Annotated in this window: 20 protein-coding genes; 10 read left to right on the top strand and 10 right to left on the bottom strand. The window is 63.7% G+C overall.

Going from position 1 to position 19,693, the window contains the following annotated elements:
• Positions 1-140 precede the first annotated feature (140 nt).
• On the top strand, positions 141-296 hold the full coding sequence (locus P3T43_RS30195; protein ID WP_429284657.1) for a hypothetical protein: 156 nt from the start codon (positions 141-143) through the stop codon (positions 294-296).
• Between the two features lie 67 nt (positions 297-363).
• Here P3T43_RS30195 and P3T43_RS30190 read toward each other — a convergent pair whose 3' ends face one another.
• The 4 genes from P3T43_RS30190 to wrbA form a co-directional block, all read right to left on the bottom strand.
• Positions 364-1,203, bottom strand: coding sequence for a metallophosphoesterase (locus P3T43_RS30190; RefSeq protein WP_429284656.1), 840 nt, complete (start codon positions 1,201-1,203; stop codon positions 364-366).
• A gap of 72 nt (positions 1,204-1,275) precedes the next feature.
• Entirely contained in the window at positions 1,276-2,733 is a 1,458-nt protein-coding gene (locus P3T43_RS30185) for an FAD-binding oxidoreductase (protein WP_429284655.1), read from the bottom strand.
• Positions 2,734-2,775: 42 nt separating this feature from the next.
• Positions 2,776-3,195, bottom strand: a complete 420-nt coding sequence (locus P3T43_RS30180; protein WP_429284654.1) for a DUF2069 domain-containing protein — start codon at positions 3,193-3,195, stop codon at positions 2,776-2,778.
• Complete coding sequence (gene wrbA / locus P3T43_RS30175; protein ID WP_429284653.1) at positions 3,192-3,794, bottom strand: NAD(P)H:quinone oxidoreductase; 603 nt, start codon at positions 3,792-3,794, stop codon at positions 3,192-3,194. Before wrbA ends, P3T43_RS30180 begins: the two co-directional genes overlap by 4 nt.
• A 108-nt stretch (positions 3,795-3,902) precedes the next feature.
• On the opposite strand from wrbA, the gene P3T43_RS30170 reads away from it, so the two are divergent.
• Positions 3,903-5,216, top strand: coding sequence for a YihY family inner membrane protein (locus tag P3T43_RS30170; RefSeq protein ID WP_429284652.1), 1,314 nt, complete (start codon positions 3,903-3,905; stop codon positions 5,214-5,216).
• Positions 5,217-5,306: 90 nt separating this feature from the next.
• Here the strand turns inward: P3T43_RS30170 and P3T43_RS30165 are convergent, their stop codons facing one another.
• From P3T43_RS30165 to P3T43_RS30155, 3 genes are all read right to left on the bottom strand, one after another.
• The gene (locus P3T43_RS30165; protein WP_429284651.1) at positions 5,307-5,627 is read right to left on the bottom strand and encodes an Mpo1-like protein; all 321 of its coding nucleotides are present in this window, start codon (positions 5,625-5,627) and stop codon (positions 5,307-5,309) included.
• 206 nt (positions 5,628-5,833) lie between these two features.
• On the bottom strand, positions 5,834-6,655 hold the full coding sequence (locus tag P3T43_RS30160; RefSeq protein WP_429284650.1) for an alpha/beta fold hydrolase: 822 nt from the start codon (positions 6,653-6,655) through the stop codon (positions 5,834-5,836).
• Entirely contained in the window at positions 6,652-8,025 is a 1,374-nt protein-coding gene (locus P3T43_RS30155) for an O-acetylhomoserine aminocarboxypropyltransferase (RefSeq protein ID WP_429284685.1), read from the bottom strand. Before P3T43_RS30155 ends, P3T43_RS30160 begins: the two co-directional genes overlap by 4 nt.
• A 243-nt stretch (positions 8,026-8,268) precedes the next feature.
• Here P3T43_RS30155 and P3T43_RS30150 point away from each other — a divergent pair, with 243 nt between their 5' ends.
• From P3T43_RS30150 to P3T43_RS30135, 4 genes are all read left to right on the top strand, one after another.
• On the top strand, positions 8,269-8,727 hold the full coding sequence (locus P3T43_RS30150) for a CBS domain-containing protein (RefSeq protein ID WP_074300161.1): 459 nt from the start codon (positions 8,269-8,271) through the stop codon (positions 8,725-8,727).
• A gap of 301 nt (positions 8,728-9,028) precedes the next feature.
• A complete protein-coding gene (locus P3T43_RS30145; RefSeq protein WP_429284684.1) occupies positions 9,029-10,966 on the top strand; it encodes an MFS transporter in 1,938 nt (645 codons plus the stop codon).
• 86 nt (positions 10,967-11,052) lie between these two features.
• The gene (gene aroC, locus P3T43_RS30140; RefSeq protein WP_429284649.1) at positions 11,053-12,153 is read left to right on the top strand and encodes a chorismate synthase; all 1,101 of its coding nucleotides are present in this window, start codon (positions 11,053-11,055) and stop codon (positions 12,151-12,153) included.
• Positions 12,154-12,205: 52 nt separating this feature from the next.
• Complete coding sequence (locus tag P3T43_RS30135; protein ID WP_429284648.1) at positions 12,206-13,675, top strand: tetratricopeptide repeat protein; 1,470 nt, start codon at positions 12,206-12,208, stop codon at positions 13,673-13,675.
• Positions 13,676-13,812: 137 nt separating this feature from the next.
• Here the strand turns inward: P3T43_RS30135 and P3T43_RS30130 are convergent, their stop codons facing one another.
• The gene (locus P3T43_RS30130; protein WP_429284647.1) at positions 13,813-15,486 is read right to left on the bottom strand and encodes an electron transfer flavoprotein-ubiquinone oxidoreductase; all 1,674 of its coding nucleotides are present in this window, start codon (positions 15,484-15,486) and stop codon (positions 13,813-13,815) included.
• A gap of 196 nt (positions 15,487-15,682) precedes the next feature.
• Between P3T43_RS30130 and P3T43_RS30125 the strand changes: the two genes are divergently transcribed.
• Together P3T43_RS30125 and P3T43_RS30120 are read left to right on the top strand one after the other, a co-directional pair.
• Positions 15,683-16,459 carry an SDR family oxidoreductase gene (locus P3T43_RS30125; RefSeq protein WP_429284646.1) on the top strand — a complete coding sequence of 259 codons (777 nt, stop codon included), beginning with the start codon at positions 15,683-15,685 and terminating at the stop codon, positions 16,457-16,459.
• A 65-nt stretch (positions 16,460-16,524) separates the two neighbouring features.
• Positions 16,525-16,956, top strand: coding sequence for an acyl-CoA thioesterase (locus tag P3T43_RS30120; protein WP_429284645.1), 432 nt, complete (start codon positions 16,525-16,527; stop codon positions 16,954-16,956).
• Positions 16,957-17,052: 96 nt separating this feature from the next.
• On the opposite strand, the gene P3T43_RS30115 is transcribed toward P3T43_RS30120, so the two are convergent.
• Entirely contained in the window at positions 17,053-17,598 is a 546-nt protein-coding gene (locus tag P3T43_RS30115; protein WP_429284644.1) for a LuxR C-terminal-related transcriptional regulator, read from the bottom strand.
• Between the two features lie 292 nt (positions 17,599-17,890).
• On the opposite strand from P3T43_RS30115, the gene P3T43_RS30110 reads away from it, so the two are divergent.
• Both P3T43_RS30110 and P3T43_RS30105 read left to right on the top strand, forming a co-directional pair.
• Complete coding sequence (locus tag P3T43_RS30110) at positions 17,891-18,595, top strand: CoA transferase subunit A (RefSeq protein WP_429284643.1); 705 nt, start codon at positions 17,891-17,893, stop codon at positions 18,593-18,595.
• Positions 18,596-18,597: 2 nt separating this feature from the next.
• Positions 18,598-19,239, top strand: a complete 642-nt coding sequence (locus P3T43_RS30105; protein WP_429284642.1) for a CoA transferase subunit B — start codon at positions 18,598-18,600, stop codon at positions 19,237-19,239.
• Positions 19,240-19,438: 199 nt separating this feature from the next.
• On the opposite strand, the gene P3T43_RS30100 is transcribed toward P3T43_RS30105, so the two are convergent.
• The gene (locus P3T43_RS30100; protein WP_429284641.1) at positions 19,439-19,597 is read right to left on the bottom strand and encodes a hypothetical protein; all 159 of its coding nucleotides are present in this window, start codon (positions 19,595-19,597) and stop codon (positions 19,439-19,441) included.
• Positions 19,598-19,693: the final 96 nt, after the last annotated feature.

The following is a 19,693-nucleotide window of genomic DNA, read 5'->3' as shown; positions in this document are numbered from 1 at the left end:
CATGCGTCGCGGCGCAACATTTCCTTACTTCCACTGCCGGTCCGATTTGGTAACGTGAGGTCAATGCCTTGGCAGAACGGTGTTGACCCCGCTGTCAGGCGCTGTCAGGAACTGGACTTTACTGGATCGAAGAGGGACTCATGGATACGCATCTGTTGATCGGCGTGGCCGTCATGCTGGGACTGATTGGAATGGCCGCGTCGCGCGACCTGCTGCGCAATCTGCGCGCACAGCCGCAACTGATTCCGATCCGGGCGGAGCGCCGCGACGCCGCCGGCCGTGCCCGCCGCTCCTGAAATCGAGCTGGCACGAACGCCGTGGCGCCGGCGTCGCGCGTCAGGTTCTCGTGACCACGCGCTTGCGCTAGATTTCGACGACCTTGTCCCACGCGAAGCGCGGATTTTCCGCCAGGCCCGTGCGACGGTCGAGATAGCCGCGCGGGTTGCACACCACGCGTGTGCCGTCGACCGTATAGTCGAACGCCGTGTGCGTGTGACCGTGAATCCACAGTGCTACGGGTGAGCGCACCAGCGTGGGCAGGTGGTTGACGAAACCCGCCGAAACCCGGTCTTCCGCGTAGCGCTCGGCGAGACTCAGCCGGTGCGGCGCGTGATGCGTGACGACAATCGTCTTGCCCCCAAACGGTTTGGCCAGTTCGCTCTCGAGCCAGGCTCGCGCCTGTGCATGCAGGGCTAGCGTGTCGGCAGGGGTGAAGTCGCGGGTCGCTGTGGGGTCCAGATCGGGCAGGGCGCGGTGCGGGCCTGTGCCGCCACGCGGCCACGTCACCTGGATCAGGCCGCGAAAATCGAGCATGACCTTCTGGGCCGCGGCAATCGATGCCGCGCGCGCGTCATGGTCCTCGCCATACAGCGTGAAATCGGTCCACAAGGTGGTGCCGAGTACGCGCCACTCGCCGGCCGGATCGGTCAGCACCGCGTTGTTCAGCAGGTGCACGTGATCGACCGAGGCCGCCGCGTCGTGCATGGCCGCTTCCAGCGCGCCGAACTCGCCGTCGTAGTATTCGTGATTGCCCGGCACGTAGACGATGGGCGCGGTGTCGTCGAAGATCTCCGCGGCCCAGCGCGGACCGGCCGCGTGATTGTGGATATCGCCGGCAAGGACGATCAGATCGGCCTGAGCATGCGGAATCAGCTCCGGCTCGTCGTACTCGAGATGCAGATCGGACAGCACACGGATCTTCACTTGCGCTACTCCTGCGGCTGGTTTCCGGCTGGTTTGCGGCATATGCTGCGGGCTCTCGCCCGGCTGATACCTTTAGCGTAGCACCTTGCCTGGGTTCATCAGGTTCAACGGATCGAGCGCGCGTTTGACGGCGCGCATCAATTGCACTTCGACATCGCTCTTGTAGTGCATCGCTTCGTCGATTTTCAGCTGCCCAAGTCCATGTTCCGCGCTGATGCTGCCACGATGCCGATGCACGCTGTCGTAGACGATCTGGTTGATCGGGCTCTGGTATTCGGCAAGAAACGCCTTCGCGTCGACGCCCTCAGGCGCCTGCACGTTGTAGTGCAGATTGCCGTCGCCGAGATGTCCGAACGTGACCATTCGCGCGCCCGGAACGGCCTGCGCAATGGCAGCGTCCGTCGCTTCGATGAAGTGACCAATGCGCGAGATCGGCACCGCGATGTCGTGTTTGATGTTGAGACCCTCTTCGGCCTGCGCGAGCGGAATGTGCTCGCGCAGATTCCAGAACGCCTGCGATTGTGCGAGATTTTCCGCGACCACCGCGTCTTCCACCAGACCGTCTTCCAGCGCGGTTTCCATCAGCCGCTCGAACAGGGCGCGCCCATGGGCTTCGCTTTCGCTATCTGACAGTTCCAGCAACACGACTTGCCCATGCGCTTCGGCGAACGGATAGCGCATCTGGGGAAAATGCCGGCCGACCAGCCGCAGGCAGAAATCCGACATCAATTCGAAACCGGTCAGCAACGGCCCGGCGAAGCGTTGCGCGAGCGCCAGAAAATCGAGCGCCGCATGCGGCGAGGCGAGTGCGGCGAGTGCCGTGACGCGCGCAGCGGGCTGCGGATGGAGCTTCAGCACGGCCGCGGTGATGATGCCGAGCGTGCCCTCCGCGCCAATGAAAAGATCGCGCAGATCGTAGCCGGTGTTGTCCTTGCGCAGTCCACGCAGACCGTCCCACAACTCGCCTTGCGCGGTGACCACTTCGAGCCCGAGGCACAACTCACGCGCATTGCCGTAGCGCAGCACGCCGGTGCCGCCCGCGTTGGTGGCGAGATTGCCGCCGATCGTGCAACTGCCTTGCGCGGCCAGGCTCAGCGGGAACAGGCGGCCGGCTTGTTCCGCGCGGCCTTGCACCTCGGCGAGGACGACGCCGGCTTCGACGGTGATCGTATTGTTGTGCGGATCGATGTCGCGCACCCGGTTCAGGCGCCGCAGACTCAGCAGGGCTTGCGTGCCGCTGGCGTCGGGCGTGGCGCCACCGGCGAGACCCGTATTGCCGCCCTGCGGCACCAGCGCCACGCGGTATTCGACCGCCAGCTTCACGAGCGCGGCGACCTCGGCGGGCGTCGACGGACACAACACCGCGCATGCCGCGCCGGCGTAGCGGCGGCGCCAGTCGATGAGGTACGAGGCGGTGTCGTGCGAGTCGGTGAGGACGTGCGCTGGGCCGATCGCATCACGGCAGGCGGCGATGAAGGCGGCGCTCGAAGCTGCGGCGGGTGTTGCAGCGGATTCTGCACTCGGGGCCACGGACGATGCCGGGTGTGAAACGGGTTGAGTCATGAGGGTCGGTCAGTGAAGTGAAGCGCTCGCGGCCCGTTTGGCCTGGCGGGAGGCCCGCTTGAACGGGGCGACGTAAGCGAGCGCGCAGACGAAGAACACCAGCGCGAGCAGCGTCTCGAGCCAGCCAAGGCGGGCGGACAAGCCGTGATCGCTCATGCCGCGTACGATGCCTTCGGCAAAATACAGCAGGATCAGCATCGACGCCCATTGCAGCGTATAGAGCCGTTGCCGCAGCACGCCGGGCAGGGCGAGCAGCAGCGGCACCGCTTTGATGACGAGCGCGGTGCCGCCTGGCCGCAGCGGCGCAAGCCACCATTCCCAGGCGACCGAGAGCGCAATCAGCGCAATGAGGGCTGCTGTCGCACCCAGCGCTGCGCCGCGCCGGCGGATGGCGGGTGAGGAAGGCGTAGCCTGTTCCGGCTCGCTCACGGGCGCTCGCTCATGACGGCGGCCGTGCGTGCAACGCGCACACCGAGCGCGGTGGCGAGCGTCCGCTCGTCGGCGGAAATGCCGTGGTCCGCGGAGTCGGCTCTCGCAAAGTGCGATGCGCCATAAGGCGTGCCGCCGGTCTGGGTGGTGGTCAGCGTGGTTTCGGTGTACGGAATGCCGACGATCAGCATGCCATGGTGCAGAAGCGGCAGCATCATCGACAGCAGGGTCGATTCCTGGCCGCCGTGCAGGCTGCCGGTGGCCGTGAACACGCACGCCGGTTTGCCCGCGAGCGCGCCGGACAGCCATTGCGGCGTGGTGCCGTCGAGAAAGTACTTGAGCGCCGCTGCCATGTTGCCGAAACGGGTTGGCGAGCCGAGCGCGAGGCCGGCGCATTCTTCCAGATCGCGTAACTCGACGTACGGCGGTCCTTCAGTGGGGATGTCGGGCTGGGTTGCCTCGCAGACGGTCGAAACGGCTGGCACCGTACGCACACGCGCCTGCATGCCGGGGACGCTGTCGACGCCGTGTGCGATCGCCAGCGCAAGTTCGCGCGTGGCGCCGTAACGGCTGTAGTAAAGCACGAGGATGTCTTTCATAGGCCTGTTCGAGTGAACGGGTATTATAGGGGCTGGGTCCACGGCACAGGCGGCTCGCCGGCATTCCGGGCCTGCCGCGGGCGGTACACGAAGGCGAAGGAGGTAGGTTTGTTGTCCAGGGTGCGTTTCGACCTCGATACGCTCAAACGACTCGCGCAATTCGCCGCGAAGCGCAGCAGCGAAGATCGCATTCCGCAGGTGGCCGGCAGTCTGACGTTCACCAGCATGCTGGCGCTCGTGCCGTTGGCAACGGTGGCATTCGCGTTGTTTACCGCATTTCCGATCTTCGGTTCGTTCCAGATGTCGCTGCAGGGTTTTCTTGCCGACCATCTGATGCCCGCGCAGATCAACGACCAGATCTTCAAGTATCTGAACCAGTTCGCCTCGAAGGCCAAAGGCCTGACCACGATGGGGATGATCGTGCTGTTCGTCACCTCGGTGATGACCATGATGACCGTCGAATCCGCCTTCAACGTGATCTGGCGGGTGCGCAAGCCGCGTCCGTTCGCGCAGCGGGTGCTGGTGTACTGGGCCATCATCACGCTGGGGCCGATTCTGATTGGCTTTAGCCTCTCAATTTCTTCCTATCTGTTCACGCGTTCCATGGCGTTCAGCGCCGCGCAGCACATCACGCCGGTGATCGACTGGGCGCTGACGGGCGCGGCATTGCCGCTCACGGCACTCGCCTTCACGATGCTTTATGTGTACCTGCCCAATTGCCGGGTGGAGTGGCGTGACGCGGTGGTGGGCGGGGTGGGCGCCGCGATTGCCTTCGAACTGGCCAAGCGCGGGTTCGGCTATTACATCCGGCGGGTTCCGACCTACACCGCGGTGTACGGCGCATTCGCCACGGTGCCGATGTTCCTGCTGTGGATGTATCTCAGCTGGTTCATTGCGCTGGCAGGGGCGATGGTGGCCTCCGCGCTGCCGGCCATCCGCATCGGCCAGTTTCACCGGCCCCGTTTCGCGGGCAGCGACCTGTTCGACGCGCTCGAACTGCTTGCGAGGCTTTGCGAGGCGCGCGAAGCGGGCAAGCGCGGCTACACGCTGCAGGATCTGGCGCGCATGCTTCGCCGCGATATGGATACGACCACGTACCTGCTGGATAAGCTCGAAGAGATCGAATGGATTGCGCGTCTGAACGAAGATGGCTCGCGGCCGCAGTTTCTGCTGCTGGCGAATCCGGCTCAGGTGACGGTGGAGCGGCTCTTCGAGATGTTCGTGATCGATCGCGCGGAACTCGAGTACCAGCTCAATCTGGAATCGACCCGGGTAGACGGCTCGACGTTGCTGGCGGCGCTGCAGAACGACAAGCTGAGCGTCTCTCTCGCGGCACTGCTGGCGGTGCGGGCTTCGGCGCGTGCCGCGCGGGCTGAGCAGGCAGATGCCCGTGGTGCGGCGATGCCACATCAGACGGCGTAGGCCGATGCCGCTTGCCTTGGCTTCGCGATGCCGCGTGCCTTGGCGCGTCGGTCGGCCCACACCGTAAGAGAGTAGGCCAACGCGCTTGGGCTAAAGCGAAATCTTCCCGGTGCAGATGTCCTTGAACATCACCCAGTCGCCCATCAAGCTATAGATCGGATGCCGGAAGGTGGCGGGGCGGTTCTTCTCGAAGAAGAAATGCCCGATCCATGCACACCCGTAACCGCTGATGAGCGCGGCGGGCAGCCACAGCCAGTCGCCGGTGGCGAGCGCCATGGCCAGACAGCCGACCACCCCCAGCGAGCCGACGAAGTGCAGCCGTCGCGACACCAGGTTGCGATGCTCTTCGAGGTAAAACGAATAAAACTCCGCGAAATTTGCGAAGTGATCGGTATGAGCGGTTTGAGCCATCACGGCCTCCGTTTCGCGACTCTTTAGCCCCTTCCCCCGCCATGCCCGATGCAAGCGGCACAGCGAGCCCGGCGATGCAATATGCATGTTGTATGTGAATCCGGGCAGGCTTGAACCATTGTGCGGCTATCGCTTGCTGCACGCAACCTGGCCATTCGGCCGATGGTGCGCGCGGCCATATATCGTTATCGTCGCGTCTGCTGGAATCACGTAGCGCTCGAAGCGAAGCTGAACAGCGCATCGAGCGTCGCGTCAGGTTGTTCGGCCATGAGTGCGTGGCCGGCGTCGAGGGTGAGCGTATCGACACGTGGGCTGGCTTGCGCGAGTGCCTGGGCGAGCGCCCGCGCGGCGCGCGGCGGCGTCATGGCGTCGCGCCGTCCTACGATCAGCCGTACCGGACAGCGTACCTGGGCCGCGCGTGCGAGACCGTCCGCATAGGCATTGCAGGCGGTGAAATCCGTGTGAAACAGGCCCGCTTCACCGGTCGCCGACACGCGTTCCATCAATCGCTGGTTCATGCCGTGCAGCCAGAAGCCCGGGCCCGGGAAGGACGGCTTGGCGGCGAACGTCGAATGCGACCACTGGTTGACCATCGCAATCGCTTCCGGCTCGCGCTTGAGCGCGGCATCCAGCAAGGCGTCGGAGACGGTCATCGGGACGGCGGTGGCGAGCATTGCCAGCGCGCTTGCGCGCTCGGGGTAACGCGCGGCGAAATCGAGGGCGATCAGCGAGCCCATGCTGTGGCCGACGAGGCAGGCGCGCGTGACGCCGGCGGCGTCCAGTAGCGCGGCCAGCCAATCGGCCATGGCGGGGATACCGGCGAGCGCCGGACCGGCGCTGCGATGGTGGCCGGGCAGGTCGAGCGCCAGCACGCCGAAGCCGTGATGCGCGAAGTAACGGGTTTGCAGCACCCAGACGCTATGGTCATGCTCGGCACCGTGGATGAACACGGCAGTCGGCAGACTGGAGTCGAACGGCTTGCCGCCGGTATAGACATAGGCCTGCTTGTTCTGGACGTTCAGGATCATGCCGGCTCCCTGGGCGCGCTGCCCGGGTTCGGATTGCCGGTGCCGTCCTTTGCTTTGGCGGCAGTCGTGCCGGCGCTGCCGCCAACCGGTTTTTGCGCTGCCTTCAGCGCGCGTTTGAGGTCGTCGATCAGATCGTCCGGGTCTTCAAGACCGATGGACAGGCGGATCGTCCCTTCCGCGATGCCGGCTGCGGCGAGCGCGGCGGCGTCCATGCGGAAATGCGTGGTGGAAGCAGGGTGAATCACCAGCGAACGGGCGTCGCCCACGTTGGCCAGATGCGAGAACAGCGCTAGCGCTTCGATGAAGCGCCGTCCGGCGTCGCGGTCGCCGCGCAGGTTGAAGCTGAACACAGCCCCTGCGCCGCGTGGCAGCAGCCGCTTCGCAAGCGCGTGATCCGGATGCGAGGCCAGTTCAGGATAGGCGACAGATTCGACCGCGGCGTGGGCGGCGAGAAACTCGACGACCTTGCGCGTGTTCGAGACGTGGCGCTCCATACGCAACGGCAGGGTTTCGATGCCCTGTAGCAGTTGCCACGCGGCTTGCGGATGAAGACACGCGCCGAAATCGCGCAGGCCTTCGCGACGGGCGCGCAGCAGGAACGGCGCGACGGTGCTTTCCTCGGCAAACACCATTCCGTGGAAACCCTCGTACGGCTCGGTGAATTCCGGAAAGCGGCCGGAAGCTTCGAAATCGAAAGTGCCGCCGTCGACGAGCACACCGCCGATCGTCGTGCCATGCCCGCCAAGAAACTTGGTCGCCGAGTGGTAGACGAAGTCGGCGCCATGCTCGAAGGGTTTGAGCAGATATGGCGTCGTGAAGGTGGAATCGAGCAGCAGCGGCACGCGGTGGCTGTGGGCGATCTGGGCGACTGCGGCGATATCCAGCACGTCGAGGCCCGGATTGCCGAGCGTTTCACCGAACAGCAGGCAGGTATTGGGCCGCAGCGCCGCGCGCCAGCCGTCCAGATCGCCGGGTTTGACGAAGGTGGTCTCGATACCGAAGCGGCGCAGCGTGTAGTTCAGCAGATTATGCGAGCCGCCGTAGAGCGCGCCTGAAGCGACGATATGCGAGCCGGCGCCCATCAGCGTGGCAATCGCCAGATGCAGCGCGGCCTGGCCGCTCGCGGTGCCGATCGCGCCCACGCCGTTCTCCAGCGCGGCGACGCGTTCTTCGAAGACGGCGACCGTCGGGTTCGAGATGCGCGAATACACGTGGCCGGCGCGTTCCATATTGAACAGCGCGGCGGCGTGATCGGTGTCGCGAAACGAGAACGAGGTGGTCTGGTAGATCGGCGTGGCGCGCGCGCCGGTCGTGGGATCGGGAGCGGCGCCTGCATGCAGCGCAAGCGTATCGAAACGGTTGGCGGACATCCTGGGCGGCGGAGTCACGGGCGACTCCGCGAAGGGTGAAAGTGCGGGCATCGTATCACCGGGGTTACCGGCTTCAAGTGCCATTTTCCCCATGCGACAGGCTGCGGCGCCCGTCTTGGCCTGGTGGGCGGCCCGCTTTCCTTTTATGGGCCTTTCCGCTAGGATCGAAAATCAGTCAGGCATTTAGGCATGGGACCGGAGCAGGCGCTAAAGCGCGAACACCGGTCTACACCGGAGACAATCATGCGAGTCAGCGACATTCTCAAGGTCAAGGGCAATACTCTTTTTACCGTTACGCCGGATACGCCACTACTTGACGCGGTCAATGCCATGGCGGAGCACGATATCGGCTCGCTAGTGGTGATGGAATATGGCGATCTCGTCGGTATGCTGACCTTCCGCGAAATCATCCTCACGCTCAGCAAGCACCACGGCAGTGTCGGTACGGCCACCATCCGCAAGGTCATGGACGACCATCCGCTCACCTGTACGCCGGAAACGGACGTGAACGAAGTGCGCCGCATGATGCTTGAGCATCACGTGCGCTACCTGCCTGTCATGGAAAGCCGCACGCTGATGGGCGTCATTTCGTTTTACGACGTGGCGAAGGCGGTGGTCGAAGAGCAGGGCTTCGAAAACCGCATGCTCAAGGCCTATATCCGCGACTGGCCGGAAGAGCAGGAGCCGCAACAGGCGCGCTAGATGGCGCGTCGGGCTGGCCGGGGCGCTGTCCGATCATGGTGTCGCGCCTAGCCATGGCGCTGGATGGTACGGTGCAGCGATGCTTCATGTTGGATGCGCCGGCCATCAAGTTGCCACAAGCCTGAGGTATTGATTCAAGGGGCGTGCGCGAGAGCGTGCGCCTTTTTTGTGTGCGCGCCGGCGTGCGATGCCGTGATGCTGCGATGTCACGATGCGGCTTGCACCCGGCGAGGCGCTGCTGAAGACGGCGCCGCATCGCTTCTTTTTATCCTCTGGTGTTCTCTCCCATTCTCCGGTCTTCATGAGCGATCGTCCGTTATCCGCCGCCCGCCGCACCGCCCGCCATGGCGACGCACACGATTCCCAGTTTTGCTTGCTGGGAGAGCGGCGGTTTGCGCCGTTTTTCTGGACCCAGTTTCTGGGTGCGATGAACGACAACGTGTTCAAGATCGGCTTCACCTCGCTCGTCACGTATCAGACGGCGCGCTTTTCCGGTGTCGATGCGAAGACCGCGGCGTTTCTGATTTCCGCCATTTTCATCCTGCCGTTCGTGCTGTTTTCCGCTACCTCGGGCCAAATCGCGGACAAATACGACAAGGCGATGCTGACGCGCTTTGTAAAGACCTTTGAAATCGGCGTGATGCTGATCGGCGGGGCAGGTTTCTGGTTGCATAGCGCGCCGCTGCTGTATCTGTGTACGTTTCTGATGGGCGTCCATTCCACACTGTTCGGTCCGGTGAAGTACTCATATTTGCCGCAGCATCTGGAAAAAACCGAACTGGTGGGCGGCAACGGCATGGTCGAAATGGGCACCTTCGTTGCCATTCTGATCGGGACCATCATCGGCGGGGAAGCCGCGGGTTTTGTCGAGCACGGCGCCGTGGTGCTGGCCTGTGCGTGCGTTGCCATTGCGCTGGTGGGACGTGCCGTGTCCGGTTGGGTGCCGTCGACGCCCGCGCCGCAGCCCGGCCTGCAGATCAACTGGAACCCGGTCAGCGAAACCTGGCGCAATCTGAAGATTGCGCGTGAAAACCGAACGGTGTTTTTGAGCCTGCTGGGTATTTCATGGCTGTGGTTTGTCGGCGCGACGTTTCTGTCGTCGTTTTTCAGCTTCGCGAAGAATGTGCTGTCGGCCAGTCCCGATGTCGTGACCGTCCTGCTCGGCACGTTTTCAATCGGGATTGGCCTCGGCTCGCTGCTGTGCGAGCGCCTGTCGAAGTGGCGCATTGAAATTGGCCTCGTGCCGCTGGGTTCGATCGGCATGAGCGTGTTCGGCATCGACCTGTTCTTTGCGAGTCATGCGTTGCCGCCGGCGGGCCATCTGCTGCGCGTTGGCGAATTTATCCTGATGCCCGCGAACTGGCGGGTGCTCGCCGATCTGTTCCTGCTCGCCATGTTCGGCGGCTTCTACAGCGTGCCGCTATACGCGCTGATCCAGAGCCGCAGCCAGCCGAGTCATCGGGCGCGGATCATCGCGGCGAACAATATCCTCAATTCGCTGTTCATGATCGTGTCGGCTCTGATGGCGATGGCCCTGACGGCGGCAGGGGTGAGTATTCCGGGTCTGTTTCTGGTCACCGCGCTGCTCAATATCGTGGTGGCCACCTACATCTATTCGCTGGTGCCGGAGTTCCTGCTGCGCTTCGTTGCGTGGATGCTGGTGCACACGTTCTACCGGATCCGCCTCGTGCATGCTGAGCGCATCCCCGAAGAAGGCGCGGCGGTGCTGGTGTGCAATCACGTGAGCTATGTGGATGCGATCGTCATCATGGCCGAGAGTCCGCGTCCGATCCGTTTCGTCATGGACCACCATATCTTCAGGACACCGTTCGCCGGCTGGGTGTTCCGGCATGCGAAGGCGATTCCAATTGCGCCGTCCCACGAAAACCCGCAAATGCTCACGCGAGCCTATGAAACCTGCGCGCGGGCGCTCGCCGAGGGCGAACTGGTGTGCATTTTCCCGGAAGGCAAGCTGACGAAGACGGGCGAGTTGAACCCGTTCCGTCATGGCGTGACCGAAATCATCCGCCGCACGCCTGCGCCGGTGGTGCCGATGGCGCTGCGCGGCCTGTGGGGCAGCGTATTTTCGCGCGCCGCCGAGGCACACTGGCCGCGGCCGGTGCAAAAAGGCGTGATGAGCCGGTTGACGCTGGCCGTCGGCGAGCCGCTCGATCCCGCTCAGGTGACGCCGGAAGGGTTGCAGCAGATCGTGACCGAGTTACGCGGGGCGCGGAGATAGGCGAGCCTTCGGCCGTCCGTGTGGCCCGGCCCTGCCTGCCGGGCTGGCATAATAGCGTTCTCCCCGCATCTCTTTGGACGACGCTCATGTCCGGCAATACGCTTGGTACGCTTTTCACTGTCACGACCTTCGGCGAATCGCACGGGCCCGCTATTGGCTGCGTGATCGACGGTTGCCCGCCGGGCATGGCGCTGGTCGAAGACGACATCCAGCTCGAACTGGACCGCCGCAAGCCGGGCACCTCGCGCCATGTCACGCAGCGTCAGGAAGAGGACAAGGTCGAGATACTCTCGGGTGTATTCGAAGGCGTCACCACTGGCGCGCCCATTGCGCTGCTGATCCGCAATACGGATCACCGTAGCAAGGATTACGGCAATATCGCGGAAACATTCCGCCCGGGCCATGCCGATTACACCTACTGGCAGAAATACGGTATCCGCGACTATCGCGGCGGCGGCCGTTCGTCGGCGCGTCTGACGGCGCCTACCGTCGCGGCGGGCGCGGTCGCCAAGAAATGGCTGCGCGAGCGCTTCGGTACGGAGATCTGCGGTTATATGGCGGCGCTTGGCGAAATCGACGTGCCGTTCGTGGACTGGTCGCACGTGCGGGAAAATCCGTTCTTCGTGCCGAATGCCGACATCGTGCCGCAACTCGAAACGTATATGGACGCGTTGCGCAAGGATGGCGACTCGATTGGCGCACGGATCAACGTAGTGGCCTCGGGCGTGCCGGTTGGACTGGGCGAACCGCTGTTCGACCGGCTCGACGCCGATATCGCGTACGCCATGATGGGCATCAATGCGGTGAAGGGCGTTGAAATCGGCGCAGGCTTCGCCAGCATTGCCCAACGCGGTTCCGTGCATGGCGACGAGCTCACGCCGGAAGGGTTTGTCGGCAATCATGCGGGCGGTGTGCTCGGTGGAATTTCGACGGGGCAGGACATCACTGTCTCGATCGCCATCAAGCCGACTTCGAGCATTCGCACGCCGCGCCGTTCAATCGACAAGGCCGGCCAGCCGGTCGTCGTCGAAACGTTTGGGCGTCACGATCCATGCGTCGGCATTCGTGCGACGCCGATCGCCGAATCGATGCTGGCGCTGGTGCTGATCGACCATGCGCTGCGTCATCGTGCGCAGTGCGGCGATGTGGCGGTCAGCACGCCGAAGATCGCGGCTAGCGCACCCTGAGGCGTGCTCTGCGCGTCCTTCGTTTTCAGCCGCACTGCCTGGCAACGTCGCCATGATCGATCCGAGCACCCAGACAGCGGGCGATGCGCTGACACGCTTGCGCGCACGAGTCGCCACGCAAGAGGCGAGCGCCGCCGACTGGCTCGCGTTGGGCCGGGCCTTGCTGCAGGCGGCCGGGCGTAACCGCGACCAGCAGCGTGAAGCGCTTGCCGCGCTGGTGCAGGCCTGGCAGCTCGATCCCGCGTGCGATCCCACGCTGCTACATACCATTGCTCAAACCGGATTTGTGGCGCGCGACTGGCCTTTGGTGGACTCCGCCACAGCGCTGCTGCTGGAGCGCGATGCCGCAGATGCCAACGCGCTGGTCTGGCGCGCGGCCGCCGTACAGCAAGGCAACGATTTCGATACAGCCGAACGCCTGTTGCGCGAGGCGGTGCGGGTGGTGCCGGGCAATCCGGTCGCGCTACACAAGCTCGCGCTATGCATCAAGGAACAGGCGCGCCTCGCTGAAGCGGAAACGCTGTTGCGACGCGTGCTCGAACTGTCGCCGAACAACGCACATGCGATGTTCGATCTGTCGGAGCTGGAAATTCGCGCCGGGCGCTATGCCGACGGCTGGGCCCATTACGAGTCGCGCATCGCATTTGGCGACGATCTGAACGACGCGCACCGGGCGCTCGCCGAAATCAGCTCGTACTGGCAAGGTGAGTCGCTCGCCGGCAAGACGCTGATCGTGTATGGCGAGCAAGGCAATGGCGACTGCCTGTGGGCGGTGCGCTTTCTGCCGCTGCTCGCCGAGCGGGCGCGGCGCGAGGGCGGCCGGGTGATCTTCGGGCACGAAGGCCCGTTGCGGCACCTGTTCGAACGGATGTTGCCAGCCGGCGTGACGCTCGAAACCAGCCTCGACACGCGGCCGGATTTTCATTGCGGCCTGATGAGCTTGCCGCTGCGGCTCGGTGTTTTCGATTCGGCGGGCTGGGGTCGCGCTTATCTGAGCGCCGATCCGGCGCGTGCCGAGGCGTGGCGCACGCGAATTGCTCAAACTGCCGAGGCGAGTGGGCCTAAAGTCGGTCTGGTGTGGAACGGCAACCCGCAACACATTCGCGACGTACGCCGTTCGGTACCGGTCGATCAGCTCGAACCGCTCCTGAGCGTGCCCGGAATCACGTACTTCGCGTTGTCGCCGGGGCGTTCTGCAACGGTGGAACAATGGCGCGCACACGGCATCCGGATTGTCGATCCCACCCAGCATTTCGCGGCCGGCTTCGACGACGTGGCCGCGTTGCTGGTGAACCTCGATCTGGTCGTCACGATCGACAGCGGCCCGGCCCATCTGGCGGGTGCGCTGGGCGTGCCGACCTGTCTGATGATCGATCATGTGTCGGCGTGGTTCTGGGGTAATCAAACGCAGCGCACGCCGTGGTACGAGTCGGTCGAGCTGTATCGCCAGCCCGCAATCGGCGCGTGGGCACCGGTGCTGGCGAACGTGCGCGAGAGACTTGTGGCGCTCGCGGGACGTTGAGCGGGCGACGGCGCAGGCAATCGACGCAGCCAATCTCAACCATCCGCGCGCAACCTCACACAAAGGCCGCAGACGAAAAAAATCGCCGCACGAAGCGGCGATTTTTGCATCCTGCGACTTCGCGTTGATGCGTCCCGTCACATGTTCGGATAGTTCGGGCCGCCGCCGCCCTCAGGCGTGACCCAAACGATGTTCTGCGTCGGATCCTTGATATCGCAGGTCTTGCAGTGCACGCAGTTCTGCGCGTTGATCACGAGCCGCTCGCTGCCGTCGTCGTTCTTCACGAACTCATAAACCGCCGCCGGGCAATACCGCGATTCCGGTCCCGCATAGGTGTGCAGATTGACGTTCACCGGCACTGAAGGATCTTTAAGCGTCAGGTGCGGCGGCTGGTTCTCCTCGTGATTCGTGTTCGAGATGAACACCGAGGACAGGCGGTCGAACGTCAGCTTGCCGTCCGGCTTCGGATACACGATCGGCTTGCACTGCGACGCCGGTTTCAGCATCTCGTGATCCGAATGCTGGTGATGCAGCGTCCATGGCACATTGCCGCCCAGCAGCTTCTGCTCGATGCCCACCATCAGCGTGCCCAGGTACAGGCCCTTGCTCATCCACTGCTTGAAATTGCGGGCACGGTACAGCTCGGTGTGCAGCCAGGAGGTCTTGAATGCCTCCGGGTAGGCCGCCAGCACATCGGACTGACGTCCGGCCTGTACGGCGTCGAAGGCAGCGTCGGCGGCCAGCATGCCGGTCTTGATCGCGGCGTGCGAACCCTTGATGCGCGAGGCGTTCAGGAAGCCCGCATCGTCGCCCACCAGCGCGCCGCCTGGAAACACCAGCTTGGGCAACGACATCAGGCCGCCCGCGGTGATGGCCCGCGCGCCATACGACACGCGCTTGCCGCCTTCGAGGAAGGCGCGGATCGACGGATGCGTCTTGTAGCGCTGGAATTCCTCGAACGGCGAGAGATACGGGTTCGAATAGCCGAGGCCCACCACGAAGCCGACCATTACCTGGTTGTTGTCCTGGTGATACAGGAACGAGCCGCCGTAGGTGTCGGACTCCAGCGGCCAGCCGGCCGTGTGGATCACCAGACCCGGCTTGTGTTTCGCCGGATCGATTTCCCACAGTTCCTTGATGCCGATGCCGTAGACCTGCGGATCGACGCCGTCGCGCAGCTTGAACTTGTCGTTGAGCTGTCGCCCGAGGTGTCCACGCGCGCCTTCGCAGAATAGCGTGTATTTGGCGTGCAGCTCCATGCCGAGCTGGAAGTTCCCGGTGGGCTGGCCGTCCTTGCCGATCCCGAGATTGCCGGTGGCGACGCCCTTCACCGAGCCATCGTCGTTGTAGAGGATTTCAGCCGCCGGAAAGCCCGGGAAGATCTCCACGCCGAGCGCTTCGGCCTGCTGGCCGAGCCAGCGCGTGACGTTGGCCAGACTGATGACGTAATTGCCGTGATTCTTGAAGTTATCCGGCAGCGCCCAGTTGGGGACGTTCTTCGCGCCCGATTCCGACAGGAACAGGAAGCGGTCTTCAGTCACCTCCACGTCGAGCGGGGCGCCTTTTTCCTTCCAGTCGGGGATCAGTTCGTTCAGCGCGCGGGGGTCCATGACCGCGCCGGAGAGGATATGCGCCCCGATTTCCGAGCCCTTTTCCAGTACGCAGACGCCGATTTCGACGCCTTTCTCCGCTGCCAGCTGCTTCAGGCGGATCGCCGCGGACAGGCCGGCCGGGCCGCCGCCGACCACCACCACGTCGTATTCCATCGACTCGCGCGGGCCGTACTGCTCAATGAGACTTGCGGGGGTCATTGATGCTCCTCTTACCGTTAGAATGCTTTTTTCGGGATCGTATTGTGGGCGAACGACTCCAGCGCCGCAACCCAATGAACAGAGATTAGCACGATCGTTCTATTTTTGTGATACGGTGTTAACCGGATAATCACCGGGTAAACATGAGCCTTCGCGGCCGCGCCGCGCCTCTAACCCAACGAACAAGGTAACGATAATGGGCCGTTCGATCAATCTGGAAGGCAAGGTTGCGCTGATTACCGGCGCCTCGAGCGGGCTGGGCAAGCGTTTCGCTCAGGTCCTGTCGCAGGCGGGCGCGAAGGTCGTGCTGGCAAGCCGCCGTACCGAGCGCCTGAAGGAATTGCGGGCTGAAATCGAGGCGTCCGGCGGCGCGGCGCACGTCGTTTCGCTCGATGTGACCGATTACCAGAGCATCAAGTCCGCCGTGGCGCATGCCGAGACGGAAGCGGGCACGATCGACATCCTCGTGAACAATTCGGGCGTTTCGACCACGCAGAAGCTCTCGGAAGTCACGCCGGCCGATTTCGAATATGTGTTCGACACGAACACGCGCGGCGCCTTCTTCGTGGCGCAGGAAGTCGCCAAACGCATGATGATGCGCGGCAATGGCAGCAAGAAGCCGTGCTATCGGATCATCAACATCGCTTCGGTGGCGGGTTTGCGCGTGCTGCCGCAGATCGGACTGTACTCGATGAGCAAGGCCGCCGTGGTGCATATGACGAAGGCGATGGCGCAGGAATGGGGACGTCATGGCATCAACGTGAATGCGATCTGCCCGGGCTATATCGATACGGAAATCAACCACCATCACTGGTCGACAGATCAGGGGCAGAAGCTGGTGTCGATGCTGCCGCGCCACCGCGTCGGTCAGCCGGAAGACCTGGACGGCCTGCTGCTGCTGCTCGCTGCCGACGAATCGCAATTCATCAACGGCGCGATCATTGCCGCTGACGACGGCTTCGGGTTGTCCTGAGAGCCTACTCGCGCGCCGCGTGCAGACCCGGCGCGCCGCCTGTTTCAACCTGTAGAAGAAGTACGATGAGCGAATACCACGCAGTCTTTGAGATGTCCATGCCGATCCGTTGGGGCGACATGGATGCATTCGGCCATGTGAACAACACGGTCTATTTCCGTTACATGGAGCAGGTGCGGATTTCCTGGTTCGAGCAACTCGGCATTGCCGGTGGCAATGGCGAAGGGCAGGGGCCCGTGATCGTCAATGCGTCAATGGATTTCCTCAAGCAGCTTCATTATCCCGGCGACATCGTCGGCCGGATGTCGGTCGGCACGCCCGGGCGCAGCAGTTTCGACACGGCTTTCGAACTGACTCGCGCCGACGACCCGGCGACCGTCTACGCGCGCGGCGCGGCGCGTTGCGTGTGGATCGACTATGCGGCCGGCAAGTCGGTGCCTATTCCGGACTTGCTGCGCTCGACGATCGAAAACGCGGTGCTGGTCAGGGCGGGTTGAGGCGGCGTTAGGTCGCTTTCCGCGGCGACTTACATTGGTTGCAGGACGGTGGCTGCAACCAGCGCTGAAGCGGCCCAATTAGGGCAGTCGCTGCACTCAATGCCCCAGCAGTCGCTGCAGCAACTCCGTCGCATTGCCCGTATCGTACTTGCGCATCAGCCGCGCCCGGTAGACGTCGACCGTGCGCGAGCTGATGTCCAGCACCCGGCCAATCTGCTTGCTCGTCTTGCCCGTCACGAGTTGCGCGGCGATTTCCCGCTCGCGTGGCGTCAACTCGACCGCGACCCGGCGCGTCGCGCTCAGGTCTTCAAAAGTCCACACGCCCGCGGCATGCGGGTCGGCGCGCTCGAGCGAGCGGCCAGTCACGTGACACCAGAACAGTTCGGCATTGGCCCGCTTCATGATGCGGTCGTCGGCGTAGCTGCCTTGCGCGGTCATGATGGGCGGGATGCGCTCGCCGATCCGCTCGAACTCGTCCGCTGACGGATACAGCACCTGGAACGACTGGCCCAGCAGCGCCTCGCGCGGGCAGCCGAAGATCGACGCCAACTGTTCATTGCAGTCTTCAATGAAGCGCTCGCGCGACAGGACGAGCCCTATCGGCGCAAGGTGGAAGGCAGTTTGGTAATCCAGTGCGGGCATGAGAGCGGTGCGGAAGCGGAAAATTACTTATGTAGTTTTGCGTATTGTGCCGTATGGCCCGGACATCGTACCCTTTCGGACAAATCATAAGGCCGCGAAGCCGCAGGCGATGGGCTGAGGCGCCCTCGGCATACTGATACTGTGCGATGTCGAGGCGCGGGCCGCCGTGGATGACTAGAATGACACTCTGGGCATAAGCCGCGCACGATCGCCATGCGCGTTATCCCGCATCGCATCGGTCCGGCGGCCGGCATACCGGATTTCGGGTTTCCATAAAGGAAGGGACACACAGATGAACAAGGTCTATCCGGGCGCGGCTGACGCGCTCAAGGACATCGTCAAGGACGGGCAGACATTCGCCGTCGGCGGCTTTGGCCTGTGCGGCATTCCAGAGGCGCTGATCGCGGCGCTGCGCGACACGGGTGTCAAAGGCATCACCTGCATCAGCAACAACGCGGGTGTCGACGGCTTCGGCCTGGGCCTGTTGCTCGAAACACGCCAGGTCAAGAAGATGATCTCGTCGTACGTGGGCGAAAACAAGGAGTTCGAGCGCCAGTATCTGGCCGGCGAACTCGAGCTCGAATTCACGCCGCAAGGCACGCTTGCCGAGAAGCTGCGGGCGGGCGGTTCGGGCATTCCCGCGTTCTTCACCAACACCGGCTACGGCACGCTGATCGCCGAGGGCAAGGAAACCCGTCAATTCGGCGAGAATCATTACGTGCTGGAGCATTCGCTGACGGCGGACGTGGGGCTCGTCAAGGCATGGAAGGCCGACAAGTCGGGCAATCTGATCTACCGTCGCACCGCGCGCAACTTCAACCCGATGTGCGCGATGGCGGGCAAGATCACGGTGGCGGAAGTCGAGGAAATCGTGGAAGTAGGCGAGCTCGATCCGGACGCGATCCACACGCCGGGCATCTTCGTGCAGCGCATTGTGCTCAATGCGAATCCCGAGAAGCGCATCGAACAACGCATTGTCCGCGCGAAAGGAGCGTAATCATGGCATGGACTCGTGATGAAATGGCCGCGCGGGCGGCGAAGGAACTGCAGGACGGCTTCTACGTGAACCTCGGGATCGGCTTGCCGACGCTGGTGGCGAATCACGTGCCGGCGGGCGTCGAAGTGTGGTTGCAGTCGGAAAACGGCTTGCTCGGCATCGGCCCGTCGCCGACTGAAGAGGAAGTGGACGCGGACCTGATCAATGCCGGCAAGCAGACGGTGACTACGCTGCCGGGCTCGTCGATTTTTTCGTCGGCGGACTCGTTCGCGATGATTCGCGGCGGCCACATCAACCTCGCCATTCTGGGCGCGATGCAGATCAGCCAGACGGGCGATCTGGCGAACTGGATGATCCCCGGCAAGATGATCAAGGGGATGGGCGGCGCGATGGATCTGGTGGCGGGCGTCAAGCGCGTCGTGGTGCTGATGGAGCACGTCGCGAAGGGCGACCAGCACAAGATTCTGGAGCAGTGCACGCTGCCGCTGACGGGCGTGGGCGTGGTCGATCAGATCATCACGGACCTCGGCGTGATTGAAGTGACGCCGGAAGGTCTGAAGCTGACCGAACTGGCGCCAGGTGTTACGGTCGAGGAGATCAAGGCGAAGACCGGCGCGCCGCTCGATGTGAGCGCGGTGGGCTGATCTGGCGGTTGGTGGCGGAGGATCCGGGGGCGGTTGACCTGGGTGCCTCGCGCTTGATGCCGATGCAAGCGTGATGTGAAGCGGGCGGGACGCGAGTCTTCGCCCGTTTTGTTTTGGGCGGGCGTTGAGCTGGCAGTGGGCAGGGTACTGGGCGCGGGATCTTTGCGTGGCGCGGCGCCTGTCCCGGTTCGGACCCGGGCTATGCTTTCGGCCACAGCCACAGCCACAGCCACAGCCACAGCCACAGCCACAGCCACAGCCACAGCCACAGCCACAGCCACAGCCACAGCCACAGCCACAGCCACCACGCCTCGTGCGTTTTCCTTATGCCCTCCGGCTGACTCTTTGCGAGCGGCAAAGCAGTTTACAATCGTTTAAACGTTGCATGTCCTTTCATCCGCGTCTCGTCTGGCCTGTGTTTGCGATGCTCAATGGCGCGTTGTCGCGCCCTGAC

Origin of the sequence: Paraburkholderia sp. GAS41 (assembly GCF_050436545.1) — a bacterium.
Taxonomy (GTDB): Bacteria; Pseudomonadota; Gammaproteobacteria; order Burkholderiales; family Burkholderiaceae; genus Paraburkholderia.
The sequence above is the reverse complement of the archived record's forward strand: the minus strand, read 5'-3'. Positions and strand labels throughout refer to the sequence as shown.

What these genes read in the sequence shown, in the direction of transcription:
- P3T43_RS30195 (WP_429284657.1), top strand. Translation starts at nt 141, where the DNA reads ATGGATACGCATCTGTTGATCGGCGTGGCCGTCATGCTGGGACTGATT.
- wrbA (WP_429284653.1), bottom strand. Translation starts at nt 3,794, where the DNA reads ATGAAAGACATCCTCGTGCTTTACTACAGCCGTTACGGCGCCACGCGC.
- P3T43_RS30165 (WP_429284651.1), bottom strand. Translation starts at nt 5,627, where the DNA reads ATGGCTCAAACCGCTCATACCGATCACTTCGCAAATTTCGCGGAGTTT.
- P3T43_RS30160 (WP_429284650.1), bottom strand. Translation starts at nt 6,655, where the DNA reads ATGATCCTGAACGTCCAGAACAAGCAGGCCTATGTCTATACCGGCGGC.
- P3T43_RS30155 (WP_429284685.1), bottom strand. Translation starts at nt 8,025, where the DNA reads ATGTCCGCCAACCGTTTCGATACGCTTGCGCTGCATGCAGGCGCCGCT.
- P3T43_RS30150 (WP_074300161.1), top strand. Translation starts at nt 8,269, where the DNA reads ATGCGAGTCAGCGACATTCTCAAGGTCAAGGGCAATACTCTTTTTACC.
- P3T43_RS30145 (WP_429284684.1), top strand. Translation starts at nt 9,029, where the DNA reads ATGAGCGATCGTCCGTTATCCGCCGCCCGCCGCACCGCCCGCCATGGC.
- aroC (WP_429284649.1), top strand. Translation starts at nt 11,053, where the DNA reads ATGTCCGGCAATACGCTTGGTACGCTTTTCACTGTCACGACCTTCGGC.
- P3T43_RS30135 (WP_429284648.1), top strand. Translation starts at nt 12,206, where the DNA reads ATGATCGATCCGAGCACCCAGACAGCGGGCGATGCGCTGACACGCTTG.
- P3T43_RS30130 (WP_429284647.1), bottom strand. Translation starts at nt 15,486, where the DNA reads ATGACCCCCGCAAGTCTCATTGAGCAGTACGGCCCGCGCGAGTCGATG.
- P3T43_RS30125 (WP_429284646.1), top strand. Translation starts at nt 15,683, where the DNA reads ATGGGCCGTTCGATCAATCTGGAAGGCAAGGTTGCGCTGATTACCGGC.
- P3T43_RS30120 (WP_429284645.1), top strand. Translation starts at nt 16,525, where the DNA reads ATGAGCGAATACCACGCAGTCTTTGAGATGTCCATGCCGATCCGTTGG.
- P3T43_RS30115 (WP_429284644.1), bottom strand. Translation starts at nt 17,598, where the DNA reads ATGCCCGCACTGGATTACCAAACTGCCTTCCACCTTGCGCCGATAGGG.
- P3T43_RS30110 (WP_429284643.1), top strand. Translation starts at nt 17,891, where the DNA reads ATGAACAAGGTCTATCCGGGCGCGGCTGACGCGCTCAAGGACATCGTC.
- P3T43_RS30105 (WP_429284642.1), top strand. Translation starts at nt 18,598, where the DNA reads ATGGCATGGACTCGTGATGAAATGGCCGCGCGGGCGGCGAAGGAACTG.